This is a genomic window from Synechococcus sp. CS-1326 (assembly GCF_025128115.1).
Taxonomy (GTDB): Bacteria; Cyanobacteriota; Cyanobacteriia; order PCC-6307; family Cyanobiaceae; genus Regnicoccus.
In genome coordinates this window covers 50,733-75,031 of the sequence record NZ_JAHLYV010000021.1, presented here as the reverse complement: position 1 = coordinate 75,031, position 24,299 = coordinate 50,733, and the positions used below count along the sequence as shown (strand labels likewise).

Below are 24,299 nucleotides of genomic sequence, written 5' to 3'. Positions count from 1 at the left end.
GATTTGCCAAGCAACAGCCAGCCCCGCCCCGCCCAGGACATTGCCCGGCGAATCCTGGGGGAAGACGTGACCCAGATCGACTATTACGTGCACCGGGTGAAGCGAATGGTGGGGCGGGTGCTCACCGGCAACGGCATCACCCGCTGCGAGAAAGGCGGCTACGCCCTGGTGGGGGGCGGTAAAGCTCCCTCAGGGGCTCGAGGCACGAGGTTGAGTTCCAGGTCGCAGCCGAGCACATCGGCGTAGCGGCGGAGCGTGGACAGTGCCGGCAGGTGCCGGCGGGATCCCTCGAGCCGACTGATGGCGCTGCGCGTGGTGCCCGTCCGCAGGGCCACCTCCTCCTGGGTGAGACCGGCCCGCTTGCGAGCATCAAGGAGCTGCCGGAGCAGGCGAAATTCAACGGCAGCCTCCTGCCGCGCTTCGGTGTCGCCCGGAGCCTGATCGAGCCTGGCGCGTTCGGCACCACGATCGCGGATGTCAGCTGATGGTCTCTGGGCGCCCGGCCGTTGGGCGTGAAGGAGGGCGGGTGAGTTTCACGGCCATAAAGCTTCTTCCCTACCAATGCCACCCCCGTCTCAGGCCGCCAGGAGGCCCCCATGCTCATCGGAGGATCCTTCTTGCATCCTTAAGCAGCAGAAGCAGTTGCTGCTGGCGCAGCGGCGATGGGATGAATCCGAACCGGGTGTAAAAGCGGGCCGCGTCTTCGTCGATGGGATGGGTCAGGATTGCCCGAATTCCGGCCTGCTCGGCGATCACCAGCGTCCGACGGATCGCGTCCTGAAGCATCCCGAGACCAAGACCACGTCCATGGTTCTCGCCTGACACAGCGAGCCTGGCCAGGATGACCACAGGCAGTGGAAATCGCCCCATTCCCTGACGAATCCGCTCTGGCGCCTCCACAGTGTCGACCTGGCCCACGGTGAGGCTGTAGTAGCCGGCGACCCGGTTCTCCTCATCGGCAACGACGAACGTTCTGGCCGAGCCACCGGTCTGCGCCTGGCGGGCGTGGTGCAAGAGCCAGTGATTGAGTGTGAGCTTGCCGCAGTCAAAGCCTTCCAACCGGTGCTGGACGGCCAGCGGCTCCGGCGGCCGCCAGATCACTGGGCATCCCAGGGAGCCTGCCTGGCGAACAGATCACGCAGACCCTCGTTGGCCTGGTCGGGACGCTCCAGCAGATCGATCAGGGCCTGAGCCTGCGAGCCGGAAACCATGAACAGGCGCTGATCCAGGAGCGTCTGCTCGGCAGCGAGGCAGGCACTGTCGAGGATGAAGTCGGTGAGCGACTTGTGGGTCACCTCGGCGGCACGGCGCAGCACGGCTTCCTGTTCCGGCGTGGCGCGGAGGCCGAGCCGGGCCGAGCGGGGGGGAGGTGAAGACCCGATGGCAGCCATGGCGATAACCCCCCCTGCTGGAGCGACTGACCGATGTTAGTACAAATGACGCACACAGACGGCGAAGAGGCCACCATGCCCGGCCCCCGCGCAGGACGTGGCCTGCCGGATCCTGGGGGAACCTCACTCAGGCCGTTGGCTGGTCACGGTGACCTTTCCGCCAGGCCTGGAAGTCGGCACTGAGCTCGTCTTCGCTGAGGCCGAGGCGCTCCAGTTCAGCCTGCATCAGCCGGCCAGCCTGGAGGTGAGTTCACGGAAGCCAATCCGGGTCGCCGCGTGTTCATCCAGGCCGTGACGATGGTGTGCCTGCAACCAGCCGAAGCCCGTGGCCGCCGCCACAATCACCGATCTGCCGAGCTTGCGCTCAAGCAGACATCCGCTGCTCCAGCCGCTCTGCCAGCCACACCTTGATGATTGACTGACGCGTGACGCCGAGGCGGCTGGCTTCGCGATCGAGCTGATCGATCATCCACACGGGGATGTCGACATTGACGCGTTTCTGCTCCAGCCGACGGCGACGGGCACCGCCGAGGTCGAGGGCGTCGAGCACGGACTCGCCGTCATCGAAACGTTGATCGAAATCAGAACTGTTCATAGAGCTCCACCTCTTCTGGTCTGGACCGCCGAACGGAAATCAATCGGATGCACTGATCGCGGTAGGTCATCACAGCCGACCAGTGCCTGAGGCCAATCCTGCCAACCACCAGAAATCTTGGCTCCCCGGTGGTGCGGGCCGGAAGCTCCAGAAGCTCCGAATCGCTCCAGAGCTGCTGGGCAGAATGGAAGTCGATGCCGTGATTGGCAAGGTTGGAGGCACTCTTGACCGGATCGAAAGCGAACTCCACACGGTGCTGATTCTATACCTTTTCGGCGGGCCAGGCTGCTGGTTCACGCCGCTTTGCTTGAGGCCTGCCCATCGGCTCTGGAGATCGGAGGGGACTGGGGCGGCACACCAACACCACAAGGGATCCCAGCAGGGGCGATGGCCTGACGGGCCGCCCAACAACAAACATGCCCCCGCCCCAGCGCAGGACGTACCCCGGCGGATCCTGGGCAGCGAGGAGCTGAGCGAGGCCGAATCTCAGGGATTGGCCGTAGCCAATGAACGCACAGCGATCAGATCCTGATCACCAATCGCTCGAAGACTGGCTGATGAAAGCGTCAGTAGGGATTGCGTGCGTCCGGATGCGGCGACAAACTCAACCTCATAGGTTTCAGGATCGTGAATGGCAACGACAGCACAGAGATCGCCCGACTGAAGACCAGTCTCGGGAAGGTCCTGGGTGAGAGCTGCTGTCTGGTGCAAGGCAAACATGACTTACTCCGGAACTGCGGTGATGAGCCTTGGCTGACTGGAGTGATCGGCAATCAGCCAGATTGAGCGGAACTGCTTTGAAGTTCCAGTAGGGCCTTCTAATTTAGCACTGATCACAACTCTCATCCCGTAGGCGCTTCGCTCGATCCGCTCAACCACTCCGGTCTGCCCATGGAGAAGGAGGTCGTCAGGAAGTCTTGTCCAGGCTCCGAGGGTGTAGCCGAGGGAGAGGAACACCCTGGCCTTGAATCTTCCGACAGGATGCACGCTTGAGAGCAGGTCGTCGCAGATCTTGGCCTTCTCGACAACCGCTTGGTCTGCATGGGGGAGCATTCGTGGGCCAGGAGATCGCCGGAGCTTCTACCCCACAAGTGCCACCCCCGTAACACCCCGGTGAGGATGCGCCCATGCACCCCGCAGCCACCGACGAGCGTCTTGGCGACTACATCGCGAAACGCATGCGCATGAGCTACATCTACCAGCCGCTGATGCTCATGGAACTGCTGGGCCACGGTATTGCCTGGCAAAAGCCTGCCCCGCCCCGGCGCAGGACATCGCCCGGCGGCATCGAATGACGGTTGTGTCAGGGTGCTTTGGGCGGATTGATCAGAAAAGGTTGATCAGGCTGCCCAGGGAGCTTGATCACGGCTTCAGCGAAATCTTCTTCCGTAATCTCTGGGATCTCTTCATATTCCTCGGGCTGGATGACATGGGCATCCACGCGCTGAAGATCAGAGTGAATCTCACCTGGAGTAGAGGTGCGGGAGAAAACGACGTTGTTCTCGTTCATTTGCCTTACGCATGGAGATGATGTGCCTGATGCCGTTCCGCTCCGTGTAGACCACGATCACGGCACGGCCTCTCAGCAAACCAAAGCAAATTATTCTGACCTCACCATAGTCTTTCCTGCGATCGGAGGCTTCGATCGTGGGGCCGGCGAAGACGCTCTCCGCGTCGAGAAAGTCCAGGCCTCGCTGTTCGAGTGTGCCGAGGCGCTTGAGGGGATCAAAGCGGATCACCAGCCTGCAGCCGAGGGCGGCATGCGATGGCAGGGGCCTGATGGCGGCTGGGCACGTCCGAAGCGAGAAGGGAGCACAGTCCACCAGTGCCACCCCCGTCTCACCCGGCCAGGATGCCCCCATACTCCTCGCCCCGGCGCAGGACGTGGCCCGGCGAATCCTGGTCAGCGGATGGCGGGAAAGGTACTCACCGGCAATGGCATCACCGCCTACGGCAACGGCGCCTACAGCCTGATCGGCGGCCTGCCTGGGCTCACGGGTTGGGCCGATCGGTCTGTAGCCGTGAGCGAATCCAGAACGGATCGCGTTGACAATCGAGGATGGCGTAGATGTCGATGCTTGCCTCCTCCACCAAGTAATAGAGCGCGAATGGGAATCTTCTGATCAACAGCCGATGGAAACCGTCGACCTGCGGATGGATGCCAGCGCACAGAGACAAAGACCGGACATCGGCTTCAATGGCGTCAAGAAAGCGGTCTCCGAGGCCGAGGAGCTGGCACTCATAAAATATCCAGCCATTGCGGAGATCATCCCTGGCGGCGTCAAGAAGTCTGATGTCCACGAAGCTCAGATCTCAGCTCAGCGATGGCAGCATTCCAGGGCTGAAAACGGTCAGGATCTTGCCGTACCTGCTCACGGCGTCGCTCTAATTCATCGCGATGCCAGGAAGGGGAATCGACCTGATCGGGCGTAGCGGAGAGATCTGCCCAGAGGAGTTCCATCGCCTCGAGCTTCTCTTCCAGACTCATCTTGGCTAGAGAGAAATGTGCCGCCATCAGCCGAGGCCTACGAGGGAGCAATGTCGCCACTGTAGAGCTGATGCAACGACGAAAACGATCCAGACCACACGTACAGAGGTTTGCTGTTCAACTCACCAGTGCCACCCCTTGTCCCATCTCCCACCGGCACTGGCCTGAAAGCGCCAGGACACCCCATGCCCCCGCACCCCTCCCCCACCTACGAACGCCTGCGCGACGACGTGACGCGGCGGATGCGCATGAGCCCCATCGACCAGCCGCTGATGCTGTAGCCAAAGGCTTCCGCGCAGCGGTTGGAACTGCTGGGCCGCTGATTTGCCAAGCAACAGCCAGCCCCAGCCGAGGACATCGCCCGGCGGATCCTGGGGGAAGACGTGACCCAGATCGACACCTCACCATCAACGGCGTGACCAGCTACGCCAACGACCACTACCGCCTGTTGGGCGGCGTAGCCGAAGGCTGTGTAGCAGTAGAGCTCAGCATGCCGAGCGCGATGAGCTGCTGCAGCTCTGCCGCCAGCGCCTCAAAGCCTTCCGCGCCCAGCGCGGCGAGGAGGTGTTCGCCCACCGCAGCCGACACCGCACGCCCATCAGTGGCTCCATCAAGTACCGCGTGCTCACCCGCACCAGCGGACCCTGGAGGTGGATCACATCATCCCGAGAAACCAGGGAGGACCCGACGACCTCTCCAACTTCCAGGCCCTCTGCTTCCGCTGCAATGCCGGCAAGCGGGACACGGATCGCACCGACTTTCGCGGACTCCTCGCCAGCTACCAGCAAAGGCAGGAGGCCAGAAGCCGGGTGCTGCTGAAGAACGAGCCACAGAGCTGAAGCAGGCCTCCAGAATGGGCCCATGACCGCCGCAACGTCGCCACCACCGATGGACCGACGCCTCCAGGGGATGGCGGCTCTGATCCAGCAGAGGATCCCGGGTGCGGAAGTACGCCTGGACGGCTCCCGGGCCCGTGGCACGGCGGGGCCGGAGTCGGACATCGACCTGCTGATCACCGCACCGGATGCCTGGCTGGAGCACCACCACCGCTTTGAGGTGCTCAACGAGCTCTGGGGCCGCCTGGCCCAGGCGGATGTGTCGCTGCATCTGCTGCTTTATTCCCAGCAGGAGTGCGCGGAGCGCAGCCATGTGATCGGCAGGGCTTACCGGGAGGGGCGGTTGCTGGATGGTGCTCTCTGAGCCGGAAGGCCTGCTGCTGATCGCTTGCCGATGAACCGCTACACAGTTGCTGGATCGGCCGCGGAGTGTGAGCCCGGCTCCAATGGCTTGGTTCTGCGTAACCGATTGGGAATCACAGATCCAGAGGTCATGGAGTCTGTGGAGCAGGATCTACTACTTCATCTCTATGAGGGAATCTTCATCAACGGGGCTGAACCTCATCGAATCACTGTCGCGGAAGTGATCGAGTGGCATCGGCGCTGGCTGGAGTCTGTCTATCCATGGGCAGGAGCGGTGCGCCGGTTCAACCTGAGCAAAGGGAACTTTGCATTTGCGAGCGCCCATCTCCTGCCCGATCTTCTGGAGGCGTTTCAACGCGAACAGCTGAACAGACGCACACCCCTGGATCCCAAATCCGTCGATGAACTGGTTGAGGCGCTGGCTGAGGTGCATGTTGAATTTGTGCTCATCCATCCATTCCGCGAGGGCAATGGCCGCCTCTCGCGGCTGCTGGCGGATGTGATGGCGAGCCAGGCAGGCATCGGCCCTCTCGACTATTCAGCCTGGGATCTGCAGCGTGAGCAGTATTTCGCCGCCATCCGTGCTGGGGCTGTGTTGAACAACGCTCCGATGCAGCAGCTGTTCAGGCAGGTGTTGCCTGGTGGGGGTGATCAGCAGGGGTTTGCCGAGCCACGAGCTGGCCTTCAATAACGGAGATGGACTGGCCCGTTTCGATGGCTGTGGAGCTGGCCACTGCACGGATGATCCGCGACCGAAGCGGCACGCGTCCAGCCTCCTGACGGAGGCGCTGGAGCCCTGGATCGGAGCTGGCCATGGCCTACAACCTGTGAACTCAATTCTGACACCAAGCACGGCAAGCTCGCCCCCGCCGCCACCAATCAGAGCCTGCGGGTGTTCATCGCCCAGCTGTTCCGCCTCACCCTTCGGTTGGAATCCTCAGAAGACGTCGTCAAACAACGGCGTTGGTCCCTTGCTTTTTCCACCATCCTTCTGCCGGCCCTCTCGGACCTCGGCATCGCAGGTGGTCCAGGCGTTGCCATGGCTTGCCCATCGGCCCTTCGGATGAACGGAACTGGGGCGGCACAGCCACACCCGGAGCCGGGTTGGCTGCAGCCGCCACGCGCCCACGCCAGAAGGGATCCCAGTAGCAGCGACTGCCTGACGGGCCGCCCAGGGCCCGAAGTCCACCGAATCATTATCTTTGCCGCAACGCCCGAACAGCCGCGATCAGTTCAGGCAGGGATTGCTCACAGATCAGCAACACCTGCTCACTGTCAAGATCGAAGTACTGATGGGCAATCACATCGCGAAACCCCATAGCTCCCTTCCAATCCACTGATGGGAATTCGGCCTGCAGACGACCAGGCCAGTGGCGTTCAAAACGCTTGAGAGCCTCACCGATCGCGAGGAACTGCATGCAGATCACGTCAAGCAGATCCCGGCCCACCTCCGTATCAACTTGAGATGGGTCCGCCTTCCGTCATGGCCGCAGGCCTTCGTCAAGGATGCGCTGCTTGAGGGAAGGGTTCATGCGCTCGCGCAACCGCACCACATCCACAGACGTGCTCAGCAACGTTTCCAGCTCCTGCTTGAGGTGCACCAGGGCATAGGGGGTCAGCGGATCCAGCCGCACCCACACGTCGACATCGCTGTCAGGGCGGGCGTCGCCACGGGCAATGGAACCGAAGACGCCAATATCGACCACGTGGAAGCGCTCTTGCCAGTCGCCACGATGGAGCCTCAGGGTGCTGAGCACCTGTTCGGTCCGTGGGCTGGTGCTGCGCATCGTGGTTCTGATCTCAAAGCCATTCTGCCGGGAGGATGCCCGTGCTGCCCCGCAGGCTGAAGCTGCCGTGAGCACTGGATGGAGCCCTTCTTCCCTTGGCCCTGGGTTGCTGCGAGCACGGGTCGGAGCCGGGTTGGCTGCAGCCGCCACGCGCCCACGCCAGAAGGGATCCCAGCAGGAGCACCAGCCTGACGGGCCGCCCAAAACTCAACCTGGCCGGAGCGCCCGGCAACCGCCACCATCGCTCCATGCCCCCATGCACCCCTCCCCCACCTACGAACGCCTGCGCGACGACGTGACGCGGCGGATGCGCATGAGCCCCATCGACCAGCCGCTGATGCTGTAGCCGAAGGCTTCCGCGCAGCGGTTGGAACTGCTGGGCCGCCGCAGCCCGGCCCCAGCCGAGGACATCGCCCGGCGGATCCTGGGGGAAGACGTGACCCAGATCGACACCTACGTGAAGCGGGTGAAGCGGATGGTGGGGCGCGTGCTCACCGTCAACGGACTGACCAGTTGTGCCAACGACCACGGCCGCCTGATGGGCGGCGACAAGCAGAGCGACGCCGAGCCGCCAGCCCTGCTCACGCCATTGGCTGAATGGGCTCGATCGCCGGCAGCACGCTTTCCAGAGCCTGCTTGGCCAGCTTCAGATCATGGCTCCCTTGCATCCGCAGCCAGAAGCCCTCGCTCAGACCAAAGAACCGGCAAAGGCGCAGATCGGTATCTGCCGTGATAGCGCGCCTGCCCTTCACAATCGCGTTGATGCGGCTCTCGGGCACATCGATCGCCTGCGCCAACCGGTACTGGCTGATCCCCAATGGCCGCAGGAACTCCTCAAGCAGCACCTCGCCCGGGTGAACGAGCATCACGTCAGTGATAGTCAACGATTTCGACATCCTCTGGCCCGGCTTCCGTCCAGTGAAAGCAGAGCCGGAACTGGTCGTTGATGCGGATGCTGTGCTGGCCATGGCGGTCTCCCCGGAGCGGCTCCAGGCGGTTGCCTGGTGGAATCTGCAGATCGTTGAGGCATGCGGCGGCATCAAGAATGGCGAGCTTGCGGAAGGAGAGCTTGCAGAAGGCAGTGCGAGCGATGCTCCCAAAGCGCCGCACCGGCTTTCCCGAAAACAGGGCCTGGGTGTCTCGGCAACGAAACGACCTGATCACACCGCTACCTTACCACCGCCAGACGTAGGCACGCCAAGCGGTGGGGCAGGGCGAAGGCGATCACGAGCTGACATGGCGGCCTGGCTTGCCTGTGTTCTTCCGCTTACAAGTGCCACCCCCTGTCACACCCCAGCGAGGATGCGCCCATGCACCCCCCCCGCCAGCGCAGGAGGTGGCGCGGCGAATCCTGGGCAGCGGCGCCTGGTGGGCCTTCCGCCCAGCGGTGGAAGCAAGGCGGCTTGGACGACGACAGCAACCTTCAGGCACTCAGCTTCCGATGCAACGCCCTCAGCCGCGACACACAAGTGGGGGGCTCCCCAGAGGCTCGAGGCGGATTCCGGCTTCAGCGATAGCTGAGGAACTCCTCCACGGTCATGCCGATGTCCTTGGCGATCTGACGCAGCAGCGGTGGCGCAATGTCGCGACCTTTGTGGGAAGGAACGGTGGTGCAGCGTCCGCCCGCATCACGGAACTGCTGATGGGAGCCCCGCTGACGGACGAGCTTGAAGCCCAGTGTCCGGAGGATGTCAGCCACCTCCGATGGAGTGAGAACCGGGATTGAGCCCACGGTCAGGCCTGTACCACGATCTGCTGCAGGCCGACGAAATCGCTTTCCAGGACAGGCTCGCCGTCCTCCAGCAGCATGGCGATCACCTCCTGGAGGTTGGCCTGCAGTTCATCGAGGGTCTGTCCCTGGCTGTGGGCGCCGGGGAAGCCAGGAACGTGGCCCACGAGAAGCCCTGTGTCAGGACAGCGCTCGATCACAGCGGAGAAGGTGCGCACAGTCACAACCGCTTGGCGTGGATTCATCGTAGGCAGATGGCCAGTGGTGTCCGAGAGGGTGAGGGGGGGCAAAGCATCGCGAGGTGGCTTCCGCTCCACCAGTGCCACCCCCGTCACACCCCAGCGAGGATGCCCCATGCACCCCTCCCCCACCTACGAACGCCTGCGCGACGACATGACGCGGCGGATGCGCATGAGCCCCATCGACCAACCGCTGATGCTGTAGCCAAAGGCTTCCGCGCAGCGGTTGGAACTGCAGGGCAACTGAGCGACGCCGAGCGCGAGGAGCTGCAGAAGCTGTGCCACGAGTGCAGCCCGGTCAGCGGCTCGGTCAAGGTGTGGATGGGCTCAGTCCCGTGATCACAGCTCAGCCTCAGCCACCTGGTCCAACTGTGCGGCAAGGGCTGGCAGGCTATCGGAAACAATCTGCCAGATGGTGTCGTCTTCCAGGCCAAAGTAGGCATGGGCCAGAACATCACGGAGACCAGCAATTCGCCGCCAAGGAACCTGCAAATGGCGCTCCCGGATCTCCGCAGGGATCTGCTTAGCCGCTTCGCCCAGCACCTCCAGATTCCGCAGCACGGCATCAAGCGTCAGCTCATCATCGAGAAACTGTTGCTTGGTGAGGCCACTGCTGTAGCGGAGCACCTTGGTGCAGCACTTCCGCATGTCCTGAAGAAACAAGGTCCAGTCGCGACCCTGGTGCTGCTCAGGCAAGCGGAAGGGCCTCCTGCTCGATGCGTTGGCGTAATTCCGGGCGAAGTCCGCGCCGGGTGACCAGATCCACGCGAGCGTTGAGCAGATCTTCCAGGGCCAGCTTGAGATCCATGTACTGCTCAAAGCTGGGGCTGCCTGAGAAATCCACAAGCAGGTCCACATCGCTATGGCCCGCTGCCGTGCCGTGGAGCACAGAGCCAAAGACCCGCAGATCCCGACCACCGTGGGCAGCGATGAGCGCCTGCAGCTTGGGCGCCAACTGCGACAGCTGCTTGAGAGTTGGGGGTTGGCTGGCGGTCATGGTGCCCATTCTGCTGCCCCTCGCCAGTACCGCCCCGATCCCAGTCCGCGCGGCTCCAGGGCCCGCAGCACGTCTTGCCATGGCCTTCCCATCGGTTTTGGGTATGGAGGGGACTGGGTTGGCTGCAGCCGCCACGCGCCCACGCCAGAAGGGATCCCAGCAGGAGCGCCAGCCTGACGGGCCGCCCAAAACCAAACCTGGCCGGAGCGCCCGGCAACCGCCACCATCGCTCCATGCGCCCATGCACCCCTCCCCCACCTACGAACGCCTGCGCGACGACGTGACGCGGCGGATGCGCATGAGCCCCATCGACCAACCGCTGATGCTCATGGAACTGCTGGGCCGCCGCAGCCCAGCCCCAGCCGAGGACATCGCCCGCCGGATCCTGGGGGAAGACGTGACCCAGATCGCCACCTCACCGTCAATGGCGTGACCAGCTACGCCAACGACCACTACCGCCTGTTGGGCGGCGTAGCCGAAGGCTTCTGCGTAGCAGTAGAGCTGAGCGATGCCGAGCGCGATGAGCTGCTGCAGCTCTGCAGCCAGCGCCTCAACACCTTCCGCGCCCGTGGCCGCTGCGAATGCTGCGGCGCGGGCTGTTGCTCAGCAAATCCCTCACCAGCGGGCCCTGGAGGTGGACCACATCGTGCCCAGGACGATGAGCGGCTCCGACGACCTCAGCACAACCTGCAGGCCAGCGACACCCTGCGCCGCTCAGATCAGAACGGCAAGGTGGCCGCCACATCCGAGAGACGGATCAGCAGGGTGTCGGGGTCGATGGGTGAGGGATCAAAACCCATGTGGAGATAGAAGCTGCGGGCTTCAGTGGACGCTGCATGAACCACGATGCCGCGCACGCCGATCTGTGTGCTGGCCTGCAGCACCCGCTCAAACGCATCGGCGAGCAGTGCGCGAGCGATGCCTCGTCCCTGGACACTGCGGCAGACCGCCAACCGCGCCAACACCACCACTGGAATGGGATCGGGCATGTTGCGCCTGAAACGCCCAGGGGCTGAGGCCACGGCCACCGAGCCGGAGGCCAGGGCTACAGAGGCCTTGACGATGTCGTCGCCATTGCAGACCACGAAGCTGCGCGTCGCACCGCCCTTCTGGTTGGTCAGTGCACGCTGCTGAAGCCAGTGGTCAAGGCTGGAATCGCCACAGTCAAAGCCGACAGTGCTGTGATGCTGCGCCAGCGGCTGCGGCGCCTGCAGATCCATCAGCGCTGCCAGGGCTTCGGTGCCGTCATGGTGCGTTGTAGACGATCCGATGGGGTGGGCGGAGCGTCGAGCTGGCGAAGAAACAAGTCGAACTGTTCAGGCGAAATGGCCTGCCAGGCCTGCTGCACCAGCAGCTCACGGGCGGCATTGCGGGCCGCCTGCAGAACGAAGTCGGTTCGGGTGAGGCCAGAAGTACGGACCGCGCGATCGATCAGCGCCTGATCGTCGGGCGTGACCCGCAAGTTCCAGCTGAGTCGAGGAGTGGCAGCCACGGATCAACAGCAGGCGTTAAGCAACCCTAGCCCTTTCAGGTAGACGTTGTCTATCCACATGATCATGGTGCAGGCCGACAGGGGCATCACGCTGGGACTCCGTGGTGGTGGACGTGATGGCAGCGCGAGTGGGCAAGGGTTGGAGCGGATGCTCTTGTCCGTTCCCCCGCTGGATGAGGCCCAAGTGTTGCCGTGGCCTGCCCATTGGTTCTGCAGATGAAGGGGACTGGGGCGGCATAACCACACCCGGAGCCGGGTTGGCTGCAGCCGCCACGCGCCCACGCCAGAGAGGATCCCAGCAGGAGCGCCAGCCTGACGGGCCGCCCAAAACCCAACCTGGCCGGAGCGCCCGGCAACCGCCACCATCGCTCCATGCCCCCATGCCCTCATGCCCCCTGCCCCCTCCCCCACCTACGACCGCCTGCGCGACGACGTGACGCGGCGGATGCGCATGAGCCCCATCGACCAGCCGCTGATGCTGTAGCCAAAGGCTTCCGCGCAGCGGTTGGAACTGCTCGGCCGCCTCAGCCCAGCCCCAGCCGAGGACATCGCCCGGCGGATCCTGGGGGAAGACGTCACCCAGATCGAAACCTCACCGTCAACGGCGTGACCAGCTACGCCAACGACCACTACCGCCTGTTGGGCGGCGTAGCCGAAGGCTGCGTAGCAGTTGAGCTGAGCGACGCCGAGCGCGATGAGCTAGCCCTCTGCCGCCAGCGCCTCGATGCCTTCCGCGCCCAGCGCGGCGAGGAGGTGTTCGCCCACCGCAGCCGCTATCGCAGCCCGATCAGTGGCTCCATCAAGTACCGCGTGCTCACCCGCACCAGTGCGCCCTGGAAGTGGATCACATCATCCCCAGAAACCAGGGAGGACCCGACGACCTCTCCAACTTCCAGGCCCTCTGCTTCCGCTGCAATGCCGGCAAGCGGGACACGGATAGCACCGACTTTCGCGGACTCCTCGCCAGCTACCAGCACAGGCAGGAGGATTGTGTGTTCTGCGCGCTGGAGGGCAGCGGCCGGGTGCTGCTGGAGAACGAACTGGAGATCTGCATCGTTGATGCCAAACGATCCGGAGACGTTAGTGAAGGGCAAGACACTAATGAGCCAATTCACCTGTTTAATAAAGACAAGACAGAGATGACAGCCTTGGGATTACACGGGATGCATGCAAGGTTTAAACAAATCCTAAGAGGCAAGACTAGAGGAAATTCCAAACGCCTCATCTAGCAATCGCGAAAGCTGCTGAACGGAAATATCAGACAGACTTCTGATCTCATTCAGTATACGAATGCGAAGAACCGCCCTGCGCATAAGTGGTTGCATAGCAGACTTTCCATAGTGATCGGCTGCACGAAGCCACGCCTCGCCACATGCCAGAGCCAGAATCGAATCTCCGCCTATAATTGGACGTTCCATAATCTGCACAAAAGCATCTTCTGTTAGTTCATCGAGGAGCTGCCAGCGGTGCGTGTGATCTATCCCTCGGTCAAGTGCACGCCCACGCATCCAGAGCCGCTGGAAGGTGTTTCTTACGCCGCCGGTATATCTTTCCATAGCTGTGCCGAATCGCCAGTAAGCAATATCCGGGGCAAGCACAGCAGCGACGAAATTCCATACATCATCCCGTAGCGCTTCTCCACTGTCGAGAATTTGCTCCTGCGCGAGCCATTTAGAAGCTTCGGCGTCGAATCGGGCAAATGAACCACGTTCAGATGAGGCACCAAGTCCATGTCTTATTGCAATGTCTTCAAGGCCAGATCGAAGGTAATTCAATTGCGAACTTGTAATACGAGATCCTCCAGTTGCTGCAAAGCGAACAGCATCTGGCAGATCCAGAATCTTGTAGCAGGTCGGGTTATCGAGCCCATGGTCCAAAAAACGCCGAACGAATAATTCTGCAGCAGGGCCAGGGAGACGGGGTAGCAAGACAACCATCTAAGAGTCTCCCAGTTCCGCAAGTGCGAGAAAAGCCGAATGGAACACTCCAGGCCTATTTTCAAGAACAGACCGGAAGAACGCTGTATCCTTTCCTGGCCAAGCCTTGCGCAGCCAAGTAACCGCTTGCGCACCAAGAGAGCCTGCTTCGGCTCGATCCATCATCTCCGCAGCTTCGGGATCAAGAATGAAACGTTCGCAGATTTGTCCCATAATGTCTGCCAAAAGAACTTGGAGGGTGGGTCCGTCCTCAATCTTGACCCGTTCGAGGAACGTAGTCGAACTTTCGTTAAGATAGAGGCAGACAGCACCATGGAAGTCGCGGTCCCAGTGCAAAGGAGTCCAGTGGAGATGCCACGGTGCTGAAGCTGAAACAGTGTCTCCCAAAAGTGTAGAGAAGTCGGCTGTCTCAATTGGGAACCGAGGTTCCTCTCCCTCGAGGCGAACACGCATACTGTCTGCCCAAAGCCGATCGCCATCGGCTCGCGGGGCAAGAGCAGCTGTAGAATTGATCGGGGTCGTTAGAGTGATCTCACTCAGCAGATCAATGACACTTGAAAGAATTCCACCTAATAGCTCGATTTCAACATCTCGATCCCAGACATCTTGGCCCAATACATACCGATGCCTCGAAAGGACCTTCCGAGGCAATCTTCCTTGACCAGTGCCGATGCGGATGCCCATGGCGAGATGTAGCTGATCTCTCGGGATCGAAAGATCAAAGACAGCAAGCTGCGGGTCAAGCCTGATCGTCCTGCGAAGCTTCATCGTGCACGAATGATCCCAATTTGTCAGAAACTCACCTGCCTCGGTCCATTCTTCTCCATCTAGGGAGATTTGCCACGCAGTCGCTGAGACGGCAGCGGTGGAAAGGGTTAAGAAGGGAAAGGCAACACGGCGGTTCATACAGCCGACTCCGGCAGAACTTCAGCATCGACGGTAACCGCATACTCGCCTGGAACTAATATCCATACCTCGAACCATCCCTCCCGACCCTGAAGGTTAAGTCTTGATCCGAGTGCCATAAGCTCTCCTTCCACTTCCTTGATGCACAGAACGACCGGCTGCCTGATCTCGTCATCAATAAGACCAACGCTGACACCATCGATTGCGATCGATGCTGAGGCATGAAGTGAGCAGACAGTGCGATTGGTAGCTTGGATCACTTCTGTCCTGAATACGGCGATGCGGCCTTCGTCACCAAGCTCCAGCCGTTCGAAGAAGGGTTTTACTGCGCGTGCACGCTGCGATCTAGGGCTTCCGACACCACCGCCAGCTGATCGTCGCCGACGTGCTCCGTCGCCTCCGACATCTTCGAGAACAGCCCCAAGCCTGCCGGCAAGACGCGCAAGAGGAAGTGCAGAATTAGATACTATAGGTCGCACAAGTGGAATAACTCCCATTTCTACTGCGATAGTTCGAAGTCTTTTTAGCGCAATGTTCACATAGCTCTTGGCACTACCTTTAGGTAGATTGTCGGGAATCCAGTCATCATGAGCCGGTGGTTCCGCGTCAGCGAAAGCGTTCTCAACCTCGTCCTCGCTACTTACAATGAATACCCCGGCCCATTCCAGCCGTTCATCAGGCAAAGGGCTACCAGCGAGATACTTCACAACGAGTTCGACTGGTCGCATCAGCGCTATGTGATGAATGACAGGAGGCACGACAGAGTTGGGCTCAACAAGTGGTCTACGAGGCGACCTAAGCCCCCTTTCGATAGCAAGGGTGCCGAGAAACTTTGCCGGCCGTAGTGCCTCTATAGGCCTCACGTCATTGCCCGATCGCCCTCGTGCAGCCCGCATTGCCTTGCAGAATAAATCGAATGGTGCTAATTCCTCAGGTGCTGGAATATGTATCTCGGAACCGTCTGCCTCGACCCTGCATTTAAATCTATTATTTGCGGGAACATCGCGCATCATTCGGGGCCAAAAGTTCCAAAGGAGTGTTTCAGCGACGCGATTTCCCACGGCACGAAGATCATCATTCTCAATATCAAAGTCAAGAATCATGATCGACGTGCCGCTGCAGGTGCGTACCGGAAATCCCAATTCAGCAGCAAGTTTAGCAGCTACATATCCGGTCACGGGATCAGTAATACCATCCTCTTCATCGGCAACTCCCCACCAATGTCGGCCGGTGAATCTCCTATGCATTCCGTTCTCCGGAACATCAAACGAGCGTCCGACATGGCATCCGATTAGGAGCCTGCCATCAGTGCCGCAGCCGTGGGGTAGCGAATCGACGAGGATGGAACTGCAGCGACTTGCACGATACAACGCAACCTTTCCGAACCCATAGGTACCGCCTGCACATTTAGAATCCCTCGGAGTTCCAATGTTGCGCATAAAGTCTATGAAGTCGGTGCGTTCCGTTCCGATGGGAACTCGGTCCGACCTAGTCGGTCCGCCAAGTCCAGTTGTATAGAAGTCACAGATCTCTAAGACGGCAAGGGCCCGTCGGCTAAACATGGCCTGCAACAATTCACGAGAACTGCTCTCAAAGGGCATGTTATGCAAAGCGATATTGCTGAGGATTTCTCTTTGATCTTGCGACAGGATTCTGAGGCGGATAAGAATCTCTGGTTCGCGCCCGAATACTGCTGCATCCGCTATGTTTTGCACAGCCTCCCTGATCACGGTCTGAAGTGGATCCAACGATGGCGCACCTAAAAGTCGACGGAAGTTTTCCCCGATGTTTCCAGTTGAGCCATATGGTTCGGAATAAAGATCCAGCGGATTCATCATTGCGCAAGGATCCAAAGTACTTCCGCAAGGCTGCTAGGCAGGCACTTGCAGCCCAATGCAAAGGACAGATCAATCAGATAAGTTACATCCATTATCCCGGCCGGTGAAATACCACTAGAAAAGCCAGAAGGCACGATGCGCGGGAATTCCCCGTCGACCCTATAGATGCTCTCGCCTTCGACCCTGAAGCTGTGCTGATTCCACTTGCTGTCTCTGACATCTAGACATCCGAGGCCAGCAAAAAGCAAGCGCAATCCAGCTGGGTCGTCTGCACGAGCAAGCGCCCGTTCACCAAGGCCTGCAATCGTAAGAAGTCCACCAGAGACAGGCTCCAAGATGAAATGGGCAAGATGCAGCGACCCGCCCGAAGGTGGCTCCAACTGGTCGAGACCATTGATTGTCACAATGACAGAGCCAGCGCGCTGGGAGGCCTTGACTTCGAGCGAAGTATTGGCAGCACGGAAGTCGTGCCGATCACCTGCGGGGCCCCTCCAAGATCGCCAAGCAATAGGAGACATATCCAAGAGCCTGTTAAGGATGATTAGTTCACCCACTAACCCTGCGATACGACTCCGATCGACTTGATCTGATACCTCATGTTCCAACAAGGTCCGAAAGTCGACAACTGTGGCCCGCGCGGCCTCTATGCAGCCGGCGCCCTCCGATACCCGCTTAACAATTTCGTCAACAACCTCGCTGAAAACCGGCTCTAGCTCTACTGAAAGGCACATTAAATCTAAGAAGCGATGTGCCCTGCCGTTCTGCATGAATGTCGAATCAGCCACTGCAAGTGCGTTTCCGCTATCAATTCCAAAAGCTTTTTCATCGTGCGTGAGCGGAAGCAGCAGCCTTGCCTCACCTTTAGGTCCTACAGCCAGACGAATTTGACCAAAGGCAGTTGCTATGCCAAGTGGAATTGATGGAACCTCGAGGCCATCCGTATCGCGCGAGCCTTCCCGCAGCAAAGCCCATTGGCCAGCAACCGTTTGCAACGCTGCTTCACTGGACACCTGCCGCCTCCGCTTGAACTGCCTCCTCCTCCTCAATTGCAGCGATCTCTTCCGCAGATATCGGGATCAACTGGACAGATACAGAATTGCCTCCTTCGGTCACCGAGCCCGGAAAGACTATGCCAATACCAAGAACATCGTGCGCTGCATTGAGAGCCTGTCGAACGCGTGGACGTCCAATCCTTGGAGGATCTGGTTCCGAGACTTTATCGATCGGATAGAGCAACAACAAAGGCACTTGTCCAATCTCTACTTCGCGCAATGACTTCAATTCATCCCAACTGCCGTCAGCATCTACCGTAAGACAGTCTATTAGTAAATCACTTTTTGTCATTAGAGCCTTGATGTCAGCGACTCCACTCGCGTCTATGAGTTTTGATCTGCGAACCGTTCTAACGGGGCCCAGCACACCCAAAGCCTTCTCGGACAAGTTCCCCCTCCCCGACTCGATAATGCCGAGGTTCCAGAGATCTAGGCGTGAATCATCAATATTAAGAAAGGGAAGCAGCATCTCCGGAAGGAGACCTGCATGAGTTCGTTCAATGCTATAATTCTCGATAAAAATACGGATCAACCGTCTTGGTACGGACCGCCATAATTTACGTTCCCCAGCCAGCTGATCTCGGAGCCCCAATTGCTCTGCTTGATCAACCAACATTGCGCCAGCAGACCAGTTGCGCTCGAGAAGCCCTACATCCTGATGAGAGAATCGGAATGTCTGGCGATGTGTACCCCAGTAGCTGACGGCACAACGACGCGCCCCAGTCATCTTGTTAGCTGCTGTAATTGCCATCCCTGGAATTGCACGGATGCGCACGGCTATTTCAAGTGGGGTTAAATCCATTAGTCTATATTGCTGAATCTCGTCGCGGATTTCTTGCTCAATGGCTGCAAGTGCGCGGAATTGAATCCTCAATTGATTAGGCATCCATATTCGAGGAAGATCCTCATAGCGAGGGCGGTAGCCAAACCAACGCCCCATCTGCAATAGCGTGTCATACTGATTAGCTGTACGCAGGAAATAGCTGACCATTAGACCTTCTAGCGTCAACCCGCGTGCAAGTATCGAGCCCCCAACCACGATGTAAGTACGGGGTTGAGCGGAATAATCTATCCTGTCCTCACTCGAACCATTCTCGATAGGAAACTCAAGCCGTTCTATGACCGCTGGAAGATGTATGAAGATGTCTTCTATCGAAACATGCGGAAGTTGCGTGATACCTAAAGGCAGTCGTGCACTCTCGCAACTCCAGATTTCAGCGATCTTGTGGCCAAGCGCTGAATTGCAATCGAGGATTTCGCCATGCTTCTCTGCTACCCACGCTTCAATAAGGGTTGACACACGATTATGAACGGTTACATAGGCCGACGTATGGACAAGCATCGTCATGTGCTGATTCGAGTCCTCTCGGGCAATTCGCGCTGCACAGGTCGCGAGGAAGTAGAGGATTGCTCTCCTAAGGCTCGGAGTCATTCGTGGCTGGAAGGTTTCTCTATCGCGCCGATTCGGCGGCTGCAGCCAAGCCTCCTCTTGAGGCCGCACAATTCTTATCATGTCGAGGCCCTCTTCCTCTTGACGCAGATTATCCGGATCCGATGGTGGCCGGCCGAAGAGCCTCTCAGTTCCAAAATATCTATCCGGTACCGGAAGTGCCGTTATAAAATCTTTCGGATATAAATCATCTAGTACCTGCCCTTCACGCCTGTAGGGGTTTATAAGCACGTTTGCGAATGGGGTAGCCGTATAGCCCACATAGGACACATAGGGCAAAATCGAAAGTATTCCGCGAATGCGTTGGTTAATGGCGGTCATATTTAGCTCTCCCCGCGCTGAATTAACACTCGCTTGGTCGCATTCATCATCAATCACAAGTATCTTGAGAGACTGAAGAACGGCAGGAAGAGTCCTATGGATTGCTAGAGATAGATGATGAAGCGGCGAGACGTTCTTTTTGATGACAGCGAGTTGGGCTTTATCAGAGTGAGAAAGAAACCCGCCTTGTGCTGGTGCACGAAAATCGCCATTCATATCGTTGGGAGTCAGCACCTGCCAGTTCAATTGATTCCTCAAGACGAGATCATTGAATAGCCTCTGTTGCGTCTGATGGCGCAGCTTGTTTGTTAGACCAGAGAGAACGATCACCGTGTCGTAGCCGACATCAAGTGCCTTGGCGATCACCGCCGTCATGTTCGCTGTCTTCCCAGATTGCACATGTCCAACCACGAGGCCACGACAAGAAAACTGGGACCCCGTGGGGCTCCGCGGGTTCTCCAGAAGAGAAATAACTTCGTTCGAGGAATTATCAATCCCAGCAACATCCGCCTGTGGCCATTCTTTGACATTCAAAAGAAAGGATTGCACCGCTGGCCAGTGAAGATCCGTTGGCATCGGACCGAGATACCACTGTGGGCGTTTGCTAATGACAGAATGCAAGTGAAGTATCTCGATTCTTTCGAACTGGCGAGTAACAATCTCGATCGCTTCGTTGATTTCATTTTCAAGTGTATGCGACAATCCTGGAACGAGGCTCTCAAGTCCTAAGCGTAAAGACTCGATAGCCGCAGTTAGACTTCCGGCACGTGGCAATGCCTGAAGGACTTGCTCGACCAAAGTATCTACTTGCGGACCCGGCATCGCTGCACCCTCTAGATGAGCTAATTTCGATAATAAAACTGTACCAGATTCAACCAAGCAAAACAAGGGCCCCTTTCGCTGGATTCCTCCTTATGCAACACGTTATACCGAGTCTTCAAAAACTACAGATAGGACCGCATTGGGCAATCGCCTAAAGACCACTGTGTGCCAATAGTGTGAACTCAAGGGAGGCAAAATGCTTGCATATCGACTGAGTTATAATCTGAGGCAGAACTTTGTGAAGTCAGGCGGCTCAACTGGCAATGGTTATGTAGCTACATTTCCCTGAGAGACACATCGGGCATGGCTGATCATTACCACCTCTGGCGCCATTGCATAAAGGCTCAGGAGTGCACCAGCGATCTGCAACAGCCACAGCTGCCCGGTACACGCGGCCATCGGAATCACCCCCCAGCATTAGACCGAGATGAAGCTCCCTGAGCTGCCTTGACCCGCTTCCGACAATCTTTTCAATCCCCATGACTCGGCCTACCATCCGTCCAAGGCCGACATTGCACGAACGATCTGCCGTGATCCCCACCATCGCGAGGCACTGGCGGATCCGGTCACGGCCAAGCCCATCAAGGTCGCGGCGCACCCATTCGCTCCATGGCAAGTCTTCTCGCAGTTCGATTGCCACCTGGTGAAGAAGGCTCTCGGCCCTCTCCAACTGCAGGCTGCGGAAGGTTCTGCGCCTGCTGGGTTCAGGGTCCTTCAGGAATACATCATGGTCAGGCCACCGGCTCAGGAGCCTCTTCCAGTACAGCGCCTGGTGTTCGATCTTCATGGTTGCCACAGACAGCTCTCCAAGAAACACGCGCCAAGCGCGCAGAGCCTCGGGAATCTCTTCACCGTTCTCTCTTTGCCTCGCCCATGGGAGCTGGGATCCACCTCCCTCAGTGCCGTACCAGCTGACAAGAGCACTGCGGATCTCCTCCGGCTGTAGCCAGCAATTACTGATTTCTTTCTTCTGAACAGCACTCAGGAGTGCCTTTCCCAGAGCGAACCCAACGAGTGGTGCAACTGCCTCCCCGACCTGATGGAACCGGTTGGAGGGTGTTCCATGGAACCTGAACCCATCCGGGAAGGACTGGACCCTGGCTGCTTCCCGGATGGATAGTGTGCGGTTCTGAGATGGATGGATGTACCAGTAGCCATCCTTTGACATATGGGCCGTGATGGTGATGCAGGGCTGATCGGGTTCGAGGACGTTGTACTTGTTGCCGAAACTGTGCTCCTTTCCGCTTTCTTTCTGCATTCTTCCTTCTCTCTGTGCCCGACTGGTCACCTGATAACGGCGCTGCTCATCATCCAGCTCGTGGTATTTCTTGCCCGTGCTGCGCATCAATTCGAAGGTGATCTTGTCGTCTTCACGAACCTTCCTGGTGATGTGGTCGTGCAGGTCTCGATGGCCCACCGGTAACCAATCGCGCATCAGTCGCTGGTAGGTAGAGGAAGGGCCTACATAACTATTGTTTGCCTGCCAGTCCTCCCACCAGTCACCATCCAGCGAAGGCAGATCCCCGATCGCGTCCAACAGGGAGGGGGCCGTTTGCTCAGTGCATTCCGGATCCGGCCACTGCAATGGGGAGGTGTACCCGATTCGGGTCCCGGCGATGAACAGACGGGGGCGAAGCTGTGGAACGCCGTACTGCCAGGCGTAGACGATGCGCGCATGAACTCGGTAATCGGCTGCTTCACCTCTGCTGACCACATTCCGGAAGATCTCCTGATCACCGGTGAGAGCGATATCAGGGACGTTTTCCATCAGGAACGCCCTCGGCCGAACGTCTTCCACCACAGTCATGAAGGATTCCCAGAGCTCCCGTCGGCTGCTGTTGAGCTCCCAGTGCTGTCCGGCAACGTCTTCATCGTGCTTGCGCCAGCGAATGTTTCGCGAGAAGGGCTGGCAGGGAGGCCCACCAGCCACCAGCGCGATGTCGCCACAGCGGTTGAGCTGAAGGATGATCTTCTGAAGTTCCTCCGGATTGCTCAGATCACCCTTGTGGGAGCACCCGCCGAAGTGATGCCGGTGAGTGGCGATCGAATCCGGACGGATATCTGCGCCAAGGATCACCTCGAATCCAGCCCTGTGCAGGCCCAGGCTCAGGCCTCCTGCACCGCAGAAAAGATCAACGGCCAGGGGCCTGTTCCCCTCGAGCTTTCGGACATGGTCCGGGAGATCTTCGAGGCCACAGGCTTCTGGATGGGCTTCAAGTTTCTGCTCCGGGCCCTTCAGCGCCTTCAGCCGGTGAGGATCAGCCTGGAGAACAGTTGTTTTCGCCATCACGCACTCCTTCAGGCTTGCACTGGATCAGGACATACCAGCTGCTGGATCTCAGCTTCATCCAGCAGATCGAGACAGATCGAACCTCCGAGTGCATTCAGGTTCCTCACCCCTGCCCTCACCTGCTGATCTGGCAGATCGGCAAGCTGCCGGGTCAGTACGCGGTTCACGCGGGGAAGCAGGCCATATTCACGGTCACTGAGACCAAGATGAAGCTCCTGGCTGCTGAACAGCCTCCGTACGAGGTCGTAATCATTGCCATCACTGCCGATCAACCGCTCGGCCGCGAAGAAGAGCCGCGCAAAGGTGTTGCGTCCATGTCCATTGATCGAGGCGGTGCCAAGAAATCGCACAGACGGCACCGGCCGCCGACCGTTGCCCACCATGAAGCCATCCTCAGGATCAGCCGGAACTGAGCCCCGCCAACGAAGCCAGACGATCTCCGGATACCTCACCACGGTTAGCCAGTGCCAGATCCGCATGTCTGTTCTCAGTTCTTCTTCCATCCCCCGAAGGCTGCGGTGAAGGGGCTCGACCAAGAAGGTATCAAGAGCAGACTCTCTGATGCCAGCTTCGATGACCTCCTGGATCGTCTGATCCAACAGACTCAGATCCACTTCCCCGGGGAAGCCGCTCACGGGCAGACCCCTGGCATTGCGCAGGGCTTCGACAAGGCCCTGTTCGCTGATGGGGCTCTGCAGCCTCTGAAGAGAATTGCTCATGCCACCTCCACCATGGTTTCAGTGGAGATCTCGTTGGCTGAGCTGGAAAACTCAGCCTCAAGTGGCAGGTGGGCCCCTTCAGACATCGCCTCGGCCAGTTTCACCAGCCTGGTTTCCTGCTGGATCAGCGGGGGTAGCCGAAGCATGAGAGCCGTGAAGCCTCCCGGGCGCCTCAGCTCCATCACCAGCTGGGGCAGTGCGACATGGGGTTCCAGATCCACCCCGGCCAGACCTGCCGCAAAGAGTGCAAGCAGGCGACGCTGCCAGGCACACAGCTGGTCGATCGATTCCTCAGGGGCCGCGCCGGCATCTGCTGCGACGATTCCTTCGAGATCATGCAGCGCCGTGGAGACAAGCACAGGCCAAACGCTGGAGCAGATGCTGCTGAAGAGAGCGTCACGTAACAATGCCCCCCCGTTGCGCCGCCGCGAGCGACTCATCAGCAGCCGCCGAAGGGGGGCGCTTACGCCGGAATTCAATTCAATCGTGGGTGGTTCGCCTGGAAGGATCCGGAAGAGCTGATGGCTACTCCCCGAAGGGAACGTTTCCCAGCGCAGGTGGAACAGGGGCTCGGCGGAGCGGGAGCGACCGGAGAAACGAACGGTGTGGATCCTGCTGCGGCCGAGGATTTGGCCTCTCACACAGCCATAGCCATTCATCGGTGCTTCTGGCTCACCGGTCCGCACAAGCAGTGCTTCCGCACGGATCTCCTCCCCATCCAGCAGAGCTTTGTAGGAGGTTTCCGCGTACCACAGGCCAAACCCGTCATGCACCAACGGGATCACGATGCGCCTTCCGGTGGAGCGACTGATCAATCTGCAAAGGAACTGACCAGGAGCATCTTCCTGTTCAGCGGGAAGGAAACATTCCTCCCAGCCCCATGGTGGGGTAAGCAGGATCTCCAGCCTCACATCACTGAGATCGCCACGAAAACGGAAGGTGACGGCATTGCTGACCTCCTGAATGACCTCTTCTGCAATGCTCTCCGGTGCCGTGACACGGAAGGCCCCATCGAGATCAACGGTTCGCCAGGGAAGAAATTCCATT

At 59.3% G+C, this 24,299-nt stretch carries 38 protein-coding genes; 9 read left to right on the top strand and 29 right to left on the bottom strand.

What is annotated here, in order from left to right; translation table 11 throughout:
* Window positions 1-3: 3 nt before the first annotated feature.
* Window positions 4-246 carry a hypothetical protein gene (locus tag KQ307_RS07430; protein ID WP_259727523.1) on the top strand — a complete coding sequence of 81 codons (243 nt, stop codon included), beginning with the start codon at window positions 4-6 and terminating at the stop codon, window positions 244-246.
* On the opposite strand, the gene KQ307_RS14890 is transcribed toward KQ307_RS07430, so the two are convergent.
* The gene (locus KQ307_RS14890; RefSeq protein ID WP_399241767.1) at window positions 159-335 is read right to left on the bottom strand and encodes a helix-turn-helix domain-containing protein; all 177 of its coding nucleotides are present in this window, start codon (window positions 333-335) and stop codon (window positions 159-161) included. The two genes, KQ307_RS07430 and KQ307_RS14890, sit on opposite strands and share 88 nt — an antisense overlap.
* Between KQ307_RS14890 and KQ307_RS07425 the strand changes: the two genes are divergently transcribed.
* Entirely contained in the window at window positions 273-485 is a 213-nt protein-coding gene (locus tag KQ307_RS07425; protein ID WP_259727522.1) for a hypothetical protein, read from the top strand. The two genes, KQ307_RS14890 and KQ307_RS07425, sit on opposite strands and share 63 nt — an antisense overlap.
* Window positions 486-600: 115 nt before the next feature.
* Here the strand turns inward: KQ307_RS07425 and KQ307_RS07420 are convergent, their stop codons facing one another.
* The 6 genes from KQ307_RS07420 to KQ307_RS14885 form a co-directional block, all read right to left on the bottom strand.
* The gene (locus tag KQ307_RS07420) at window positions 601-1,101 is read right to left on the bottom strand and encodes a GNAT family N-acetyltransferase (RefSeq protein ID WP_259727521.1); all 501 of its coding nucleotides are present in this window, start codon (window positions 1,099-1,101) and stop codon (window positions 601-603) included.
* On the bottom strand, window positions 1,098-1,391 hold the full coding sequence (locus KQ307_RS07415) for a DUF1778 domain-containing protein (RefSeq protein WP_255093884.1): 294 nt from the start codon (window positions 1,389-1,391) through the stop codon (window positions 1,098-1,100). The genes KQ307_RS07420 and KQ307_RS07415 overlap by 4 nt, the downstream gene beginning before the upstream one ends.
* Window positions 1,392-1,755: 364 nt before the next feature.
* Entirely contained in the window at window positions 1,756-1,986 is a 231-nt protein-coding gene (gene brnA / locus KQ307_RS07410) for a type II toxin-antitoxin system BrnA family antitoxin (protein WP_259727520.1), read from the bottom strand.
* Entirely contained in the window at window positions 1,973-2,236 is a 264-nt protein-coding gene (locus tag KQ307_RS07405) for a BrnT family toxin (RefSeq protein WP_259727519.1), read from the bottom strand. The genes brnA and KQ307_RS07405 overlap by 14 nt, the downstream gene beginning before the upstream one ends.
* Window positions 2,237-2,472: 236 nt before the next feature.
* A complete protein-coding gene (locus KQ307_RS07400) occupies window positions 2,473-2,706 on the bottom strand; it encodes a DUF4926 domain-containing protein (protein WP_259727518.1) in 234 nt (77 codons plus the stop codon).
* 3 nt (window positions 2,707-2,709) lie between these two features.
* Window positions 2,710-3,039, bottom strand: coding sequence for a DUF6883 domain-containing protein (locus KQ307_RS14885; RefSeq protein WP_399241770.1), 330 nt, complete (start codon window positions 3,037-3,039; stop codon window positions 2,710-2,712).
* Window positions 3,040-3,113: 74 nt separating this feature from the next.
* Here KQ307_RS14885 and KQ307_RS07395 point away from each other — a divergent pair, with 74 nt between their 5' ends.
* Window positions 3,114-3,281, top strand: a complete 168-nt coding sequence (locus tag KQ307_RS07395; protein ID WP_259727517.1) for a hypothetical protein — start codon at window positions 3,114-3,116, stop codon at window positions 3,279-3,281.
* Between the two features lie 8 nt (window positions 3,282-3,289).
* On the opposite strand, the gene KQ307_RS07390 is transcribed toward KQ307_RS07395, so the two are convergent.
* The 4 genes from KQ307_RS07390 to KQ307_RS07375 form a co-directional block, all read right to left on the bottom strand.
* Entirely contained in the window at window positions 3,290-3,496 is a 207-nt protein-coding gene (locus tag KQ307_RS07390; RefSeq protein ID WP_259727516.1) for a hypothetical protein, read from the bottom strand.
* Window positions 3,450-3,848, bottom strand: coding sequence for a BrnT family toxin (locus KQ307_RS07385; RefSeq protein ID WP_259727515.1), 399 nt, complete (start codon window positions 3,846-3,848; stop codon window positions 3,450-3,452). Before KQ307_RS07385 ends, KQ307_RS07390 begins: the two co-directional genes overlap by 47 nt.
* A 130-nt stretch (window positions 3,849-3,978) precedes the next feature.
* Window positions 3,979-4,287, bottom strand: coding sequence for a type II toxin-antitoxin system RelE/ParE family toxin (locus KQ307_RS07380; protein WP_259727514.1), 309 nt, complete (start codon window positions 4,285-4,287; stop codon window positions 3,979-3,981).
* Window positions 4,268-4,447, bottom strand: coding sequence for an addiction module protein (locus tag KQ307_RS07375; protein WP_259727641.1), 180 nt, complete (start codon window positions 4,445-4,447; stop codon window positions 4,268-4,270). Before KQ307_RS07375 ends, KQ307_RS07380 begins: the two co-directional genes overlap by 20 nt.
* A gap of 545 nt (window positions 4,448-4,992) precedes the next feature.
* Between KQ307_RS07375 and KQ307_RS14795 the strand changes: the two genes are divergently transcribed.
* The 3 genes from KQ307_RS14795 to KQ307_RS07360 all read left to right on the top strand — a co-directional run bounded on the left by KQ307_RS14795 (window position 4,993) and on the right by KQ307_RS07360 (window position 6,364).
* Entirely contained in the window at window positions 4,993-5,313 is a 321-nt protein-coding gene (locus KQ307_RS14795; RefSeq protein WP_311133840.1) for an HNH endonuclease signature motif containing protein, read from the top strand.
* Between the two features lie 22 nt (window positions 5,314-5,335).
* Window positions 5,336-5,674, top strand: coding sequence for a nucleotidyltransferase domain-containing protein (locus KQ307_RS07365; RefSeq protein ID WP_259727513.1), 339 nt, complete (start codon window positions 5,336-5,338; stop codon window positions 5,672-5,674).
* A 129-nt stretch (window positions 5,675-5,803) separates the two neighbouring features.
* On the top strand, window positions 5,804-6,364 hold the full coding sequence (locus tag KQ307_RS07360; RefSeq protein WP_259727512.1) for a Fic family protein: 561 nt from the start codon (window positions 5,804-5,806) through the stop codon (window positions 6,362-6,364).
* A gap of 505 nt (window positions 6,365-6,869) precedes the next feature.
* On the opposite strand, the gene KQ307_RS07355 is transcribed toward KQ307_RS07360, so the two are convergent.
* Together KQ307_RS07355 and KQ307_RS07350 are read right to left on the bottom strand one after the other, a co-directional pair.
* Entirely contained in the window at window positions 6,870-7,121 is a 252-nt protein-coding gene (locus KQ307_RS07355) for a DUF86 domain-containing protein (RefSeq protein WP_259727511.1), read from the bottom strand.
* A 33-nt stretch (window positions 7,122-7,154) separates the two neighbouring features.
* Entirely contained in the window at window positions 7,155-7,460 is a 306-nt protein-coding gene (locus KQ307_RS07350) for a nucleotidyltransferase family protein (protein ID WP_259727510.1), read from the bottom strand.
* Window positions 7,461-7,566: 106 nt separating this feature from the next.
* On the opposite strand from KQ307_RS07350, the gene KQ307_RS07345 reads away from it, so the two are divergent.
* Window positions 7,567-7,806 (top strand): hypothetical protein, encoded by a 240-nt coding sequence (locus KQ307_RS07345; RefSeq protein ID WP_259727509.1) that lies wholly within the window; start codon window positions 7,567-7,569, stop codon window positions 7,804-7,806.
* A 235-nt stretch (window positions 7,807-8,041) separates the two neighbouring features.
* Here KQ307_RS07345 and KQ307_RS07340 read toward each other — a convergent pair whose 3' ends face one another.
* The 6 genes from KQ307_RS07340 to KQ307_RS07315 form a co-directional block, all read right to left on the bottom strand.
* On the bottom strand, window positions 8,042-8,356 hold the full coding sequence (locus KQ307_RS07340; protein WP_259727508.1) for a HigA family addiction module antitoxin: 315 nt from the start codon (window positions 8,354-8,356) through the stop codon (window positions 8,042-8,044).
* Window positions 8,331-8,570: a type II toxin-antitoxin system RelE/ParE family toxin gene (locus KQ307_RS07335; RefSeq protein WP_311133839.1), complete on the bottom strand. Its 240-nt coding sequence runs from the start codon at window positions 8,568-8,570 to the stop codon at window positions 8,331-8,333. Before KQ307_RS07335 ends, KQ307_RS07340 begins: the two co-directional genes overlap by 26 nt.
* A 397-nt stretch (window positions 8,571-8,967) precedes the next feature.
* Entirely contained in the window at window positions 8,968-9,159 is a 192-nt protein-coding gene (locus tag KQ307_RS07330) for a type II toxin-antitoxin system HicA family toxin (protein ID WP_259727506.1), read from the bottom strand.
* 35 nt (window positions 9,160-9,194) lie between these two features.
* A complete protein-coding gene (locus tag KQ307_RS07325; protein ID WP_259727505.1) occupies window positions 9,195-9,413 on the bottom strand; it encodes a type II toxin-antitoxin system HicB family antitoxin in 219 nt (72 codons plus the stop codon).
* Between the two features lie 354 nt (window positions 9,414-9,767).
* Window positions 9,768-10,124 (bottom strand): DUF86 domain-containing protein, encoded by a 357-nt coding sequence (locus tag KQ307_RS07320; RefSeq protein WP_259727504.1) that lies wholly within the window; start codon window positions 10,122-10,124, stop codon window positions 9,768-9,770.
* Window positions 10,117-10,425 (bottom strand): nucleotidyltransferase family protein, encoded by a 309-nt coding sequence (locus tag KQ307_RS07315; RefSeq protein WP_259727503.1) that lies wholly within the window; start codon window positions 10,423-10,425, stop codon window positions 10,117-10,119. Before KQ307_RS07315 ends, KQ307_RS07320 begins: the two co-directional genes overlap by 8 nt.
* Before the next feature lie 241 nt (window positions 10,426-10,666).
* Between KQ307_RS07315 and KQ307_RS07310 the strand changes: the two genes are divergently transcribed.
* Complete coding sequence (locus KQ307_RS07310) at window positions 10,667-10,858, top strand: hypothetical protein (RefSeq protein WP_259727502.1); 192 nt, start codon at window positions 10,667-10,669, stop codon at window positions 10,856-10,858.
* Window positions 10,859-11,144: 286 nt separating this feature from the next.
* Here the strand turns inward: KQ307_RS07310 and KQ307_RS07305 are convergent, their stop codons facing one another.
* Window positions 11,145-11,645, bottom strand: a complete 501-nt coding sequence (locus KQ307_RS07305) for a GNAT family N-acetyltransferase (protein WP_259727501.1) — start codon at window positions 11,643-11,645, stop codon at window positions 11,145-11,147.
* Window positions 11,645-11,917: a DUF1778 domain-containing protein gene (locus tag KQ307_RS07300; protein WP_071800440.1), complete on the bottom strand. Its 273-nt coding sequence runs from the start codon at window positions 11,915-11,917 to the stop codon at window positions 11,645-11,647. The genes KQ307_RS07305 and KQ307_RS07300 overlap by 1 nt, the downstream gene beginning before the upstream one ends.
* Window positions 11,918-12,756: 839 nt before the next feature.
* Here KQ307_RS07300 and KQ307_RS07295 point away from each other — a divergent pair.
* Entirely contained in the window at window positions 12,757-13,146 is a 390-nt protein-coding gene (locus tag KQ307_RS07295; protein WP_259727500.1) for an HNH endonuclease, read from the top strand.
* Here KQ307_RS07295 and KQ307_RS07290 read toward each other — a convergent pair.
* From KQ307_RS07290 to KQ307_RS07255, 8 genes are all read right to left on the bottom strand, one after another.
* Window positions 13,105-13,854: a hypothetical protein gene (locus KQ307_RS07290; protein ID WP_259727499.1), complete on the bottom strand. Its 750-nt coding sequence runs from the start codon at window positions 13,852-13,854 to the stop codon at window positions 13,105-13,107. The genes KQ307_RS07295 and KQ307_RS07290 overlap by 42 nt on opposite strands.
* Window positions 13,855-14,760, bottom strand: coding sequence for a hypothetical protein (locus tag KQ307_RS07285; protein WP_259727498.1), 906 nt, complete (start codon window positions 14,758-14,760; stop codon window positions 13,855-13,857).
* Window positions 14,757-16,595, bottom strand: coding sequence for a hypothetical protein (locus KQ307_RS07280; protein ID WP_259727497.1), 1,839 nt, complete (start codon window positions 16,593-16,595; stop codon window positions 14,757-14,759). The genes KQ307_RS07285 and KQ307_RS07280 overlap by 4 nt, the downstream gene beginning before the upstream one ends.
* The gene (locus tag KQ307_RS07275; protein ID WP_259727496.1) at window positions 16,595-17,608 is read right to left on the bottom strand and encodes a PD-(D/E)XK motif protein; all 1,014 of its coding nucleotides are present in this window, start codon (window positions 17,606-17,608) and stop codon (window positions 16,595-16,597) included. Before KQ307_RS07275 ends, KQ307_RS07280 begins: the two co-directional genes overlap by 1 nt.
* Window positions 17,598-20,300, bottom strand: coding sequence for a Z1 domain-containing protein (locus KQ307_RS07270; protein WP_259727495.1), 2,703 nt, complete (start codon window positions 20,298-20,300; stop codon window positions 17,598-17,600). The genes KQ307_RS07275 and KQ307_RS07270 overlap by 11 nt, the downstream gene beginning before the upstream one ends.
* Window positions 20,301-20,496: 196 nt before the next feature.
* Window positions 20,497-22,530, bottom strand: a complete 2,034-nt coding sequence (locus tag KQ307_RS07265; protein WP_259727494.1) for a DNA cytosine methyltransferase — start codon at window positions 22,528-22,530, stop codon at window positions 20,497-20,499.
* Window positions 22,531-22,541: 11 nt separating this feature from the next.
* Window positions 22,542-23,252, bottom strand: a complete 711-nt coding sequence (locus KQ307_RS07260) for a DUF6339 family protein (protein ID WP_259727493.1) — start codon at window positions 23,250-23,252, stop codon at window positions 22,542-22,544.
* Window positions 23,249-24,298 carry a hypothetical protein gene (locus tag KQ307_RS07255; protein WP_259727492.1) on the bottom strand — a complete coding sequence of 350 codons (1,050 nt, stop codon included), beginning with the start codon at window positions 24,296-24,298 and terminating at the stop codon, window positions 23,249-23,251. The genes KQ307_RS07260 and KQ307_RS07255 overlap by 4 nt, the downstream gene beginning before the upstream one ends.
* Window position 24,299: the final 1 nt, after the last annotated feature.

What these genes read in the sequence shown, in the direction of transcription:
- KQ307_RS07285 (WP_259727498.1), bottom strand. Translation starts at nt 14,760, where the DNA reads ATGAACCGCCGTGTTGCCTTTCCCTTCTTAACCCTTTCCACCGCTGCC.
- brnA (WP_259727520.1), bottom strand. Translation starts at nt 1,986, where the DNA reads ATGAACAGTTCTGATTTCGATCAACGTTTCGATGACGGCGAGTCCGTG.
- KQ307_RS07395 (WP_259727517.1), top strand. Translation starts at nt 3,114, where the DNA reads ATGCACCCCGCAGCCACCGACGAGCGTCTTGGCGACTACATCGCGAAA.
- KQ307_RS07415 (WP_255093884.1), bottom strand. Translation starts at nt 1,391, where the DNA reads ATGGCTGCCATCGGGTCTTCACCTCCCCCCCGCTCGGCCCGGCTCGGC.
- KQ307_RS07400 (WP_259727518.1), bottom strand. Translation starts at nt 2,706, where the DNA reads ATGTTTGCCTTGCACCAGACAGCAGCTCTCACCCAGGACCTTCCCGAG.
- KQ307_RS07385 (WP_259727515.1), bottom strand. Translation starts at nt 3,848, where the DNA reads ATGGGGGCATCCTGGCCGGGTGAGACGGGGGTGGCACTGGTGGACTGT.
- KQ307_RS07360 (WP_259727512.1), top strand. Translation starts at nt 5,804, where the DNA reads ATGGAGTCTGTGGAGCAGGATCTACTACTTCATCTCTATGAGGGAATC.
- KQ307_RS07265 (WP_259727494.1), bottom strand. Translation starts at nt 22,530, where the DNA reads ATGGCGAAAACAACTGTTCTCCAGGCTGATCCTCACCGGCTGAAGGCG.
- KQ307_RS07280 (WP_259727497.1), bottom strand. Translation starts at nt 16,595, where the DNA reads ATGAATCCGCTGGATCTTTATTCCGAACCATATGGCTCAACTGGAAAC.
- KQ307_RS07260 (WP_259727493.1), bottom strand. Translation starts at nt 23,252, where the DNA reads ATGAGCAATTCTCTTCAGAGGCTGCAGAGCCCCATCAGCGAACAGGGC.
- KQ307_RS07315 (WP_259727503.1), bottom strand. Translation starts at nt 10,425, where the DNA reads ATGACCGCCAGCCAACCCCCAACTCTCAAGCAGCTGTCGCAGTTGGCG.
- KQ307_RS07365 (WP_259727513.1), top strand. Translation starts at nt 5,336, where the DNA reads ATGACCGCCGCAACGTCGCCACCACCGATGGACCGACGCCTCCAGGGG.
- KQ307_RS07350 (WP_259727510.1), bottom strand. Translation starts at nt 7,460, where the DNA reads ATGCGCAGCACCAGCCCACGGACCGAACAGGTGCTCAGCACCCTGAGG.
- KQ307_RS07390 (WP_259727516.1), bottom strand. Translation starts at nt 3,496, where the DNA reads ATGAACGAGAACAACGTCGTTTTCTCCCGCACCTCTACTCCAGGTGAG.
- KQ307_RS07375 (WP_259727641.1), bottom strand. Translation starts at nt 4,447, where the DNA reads ATGGAACTCCTCTGGGCAGATCTCTCCGCTACGCCCGATCAGGTCGAT.
- KQ307_RS07255 (WP_259727492.1), bottom strand. Translation starts at nt 24,298, where the DNA reads ATGGAATTTCTTCCCTGGCGAACCGTTGATCTCGATGGGGCCTTCCGT.
- KQ307_RS07305 (WP_259727501.1), bottom strand. Translation starts at nt 11,645, where the DNA reads ATGGATCTGCAGGCGCCGCAGCCGCTGGCGCAGCATCACAGCACTGTC.
- KQ307_RS07290 (WP_259727499.1), bottom strand. Translation starts at nt 13,854, where the DNA reads ATGGTTGTCTTGCTACCCCGTCTCCCTGGCCCTGCTGCAGAATTATTC.
- KQ307_RS14885 (WP_399241770.1), bottom strand. Translation starts at nt 3,039, where the DNA reads ATGCTCCCCCATGCAGACCAAGCGGTTGTCGAGAAGGCCAAGATCTGC.
- KQ307_RS07310 (WP_259727502.1), top strand. Translation starts at nt 10,667, where the DNA reads ATGCACCCCTCCCCCACCTACGAACGCCTGCGCGACGACGTGACGCGG.
- KQ307_RS07340 (WP_259727508.1), bottom strand. Translation starts at nt 8,356, where the DNA reads ATGTCGAAATCGTTGACTATCACTGACGTGATGCTCGTTCACCCGGGC.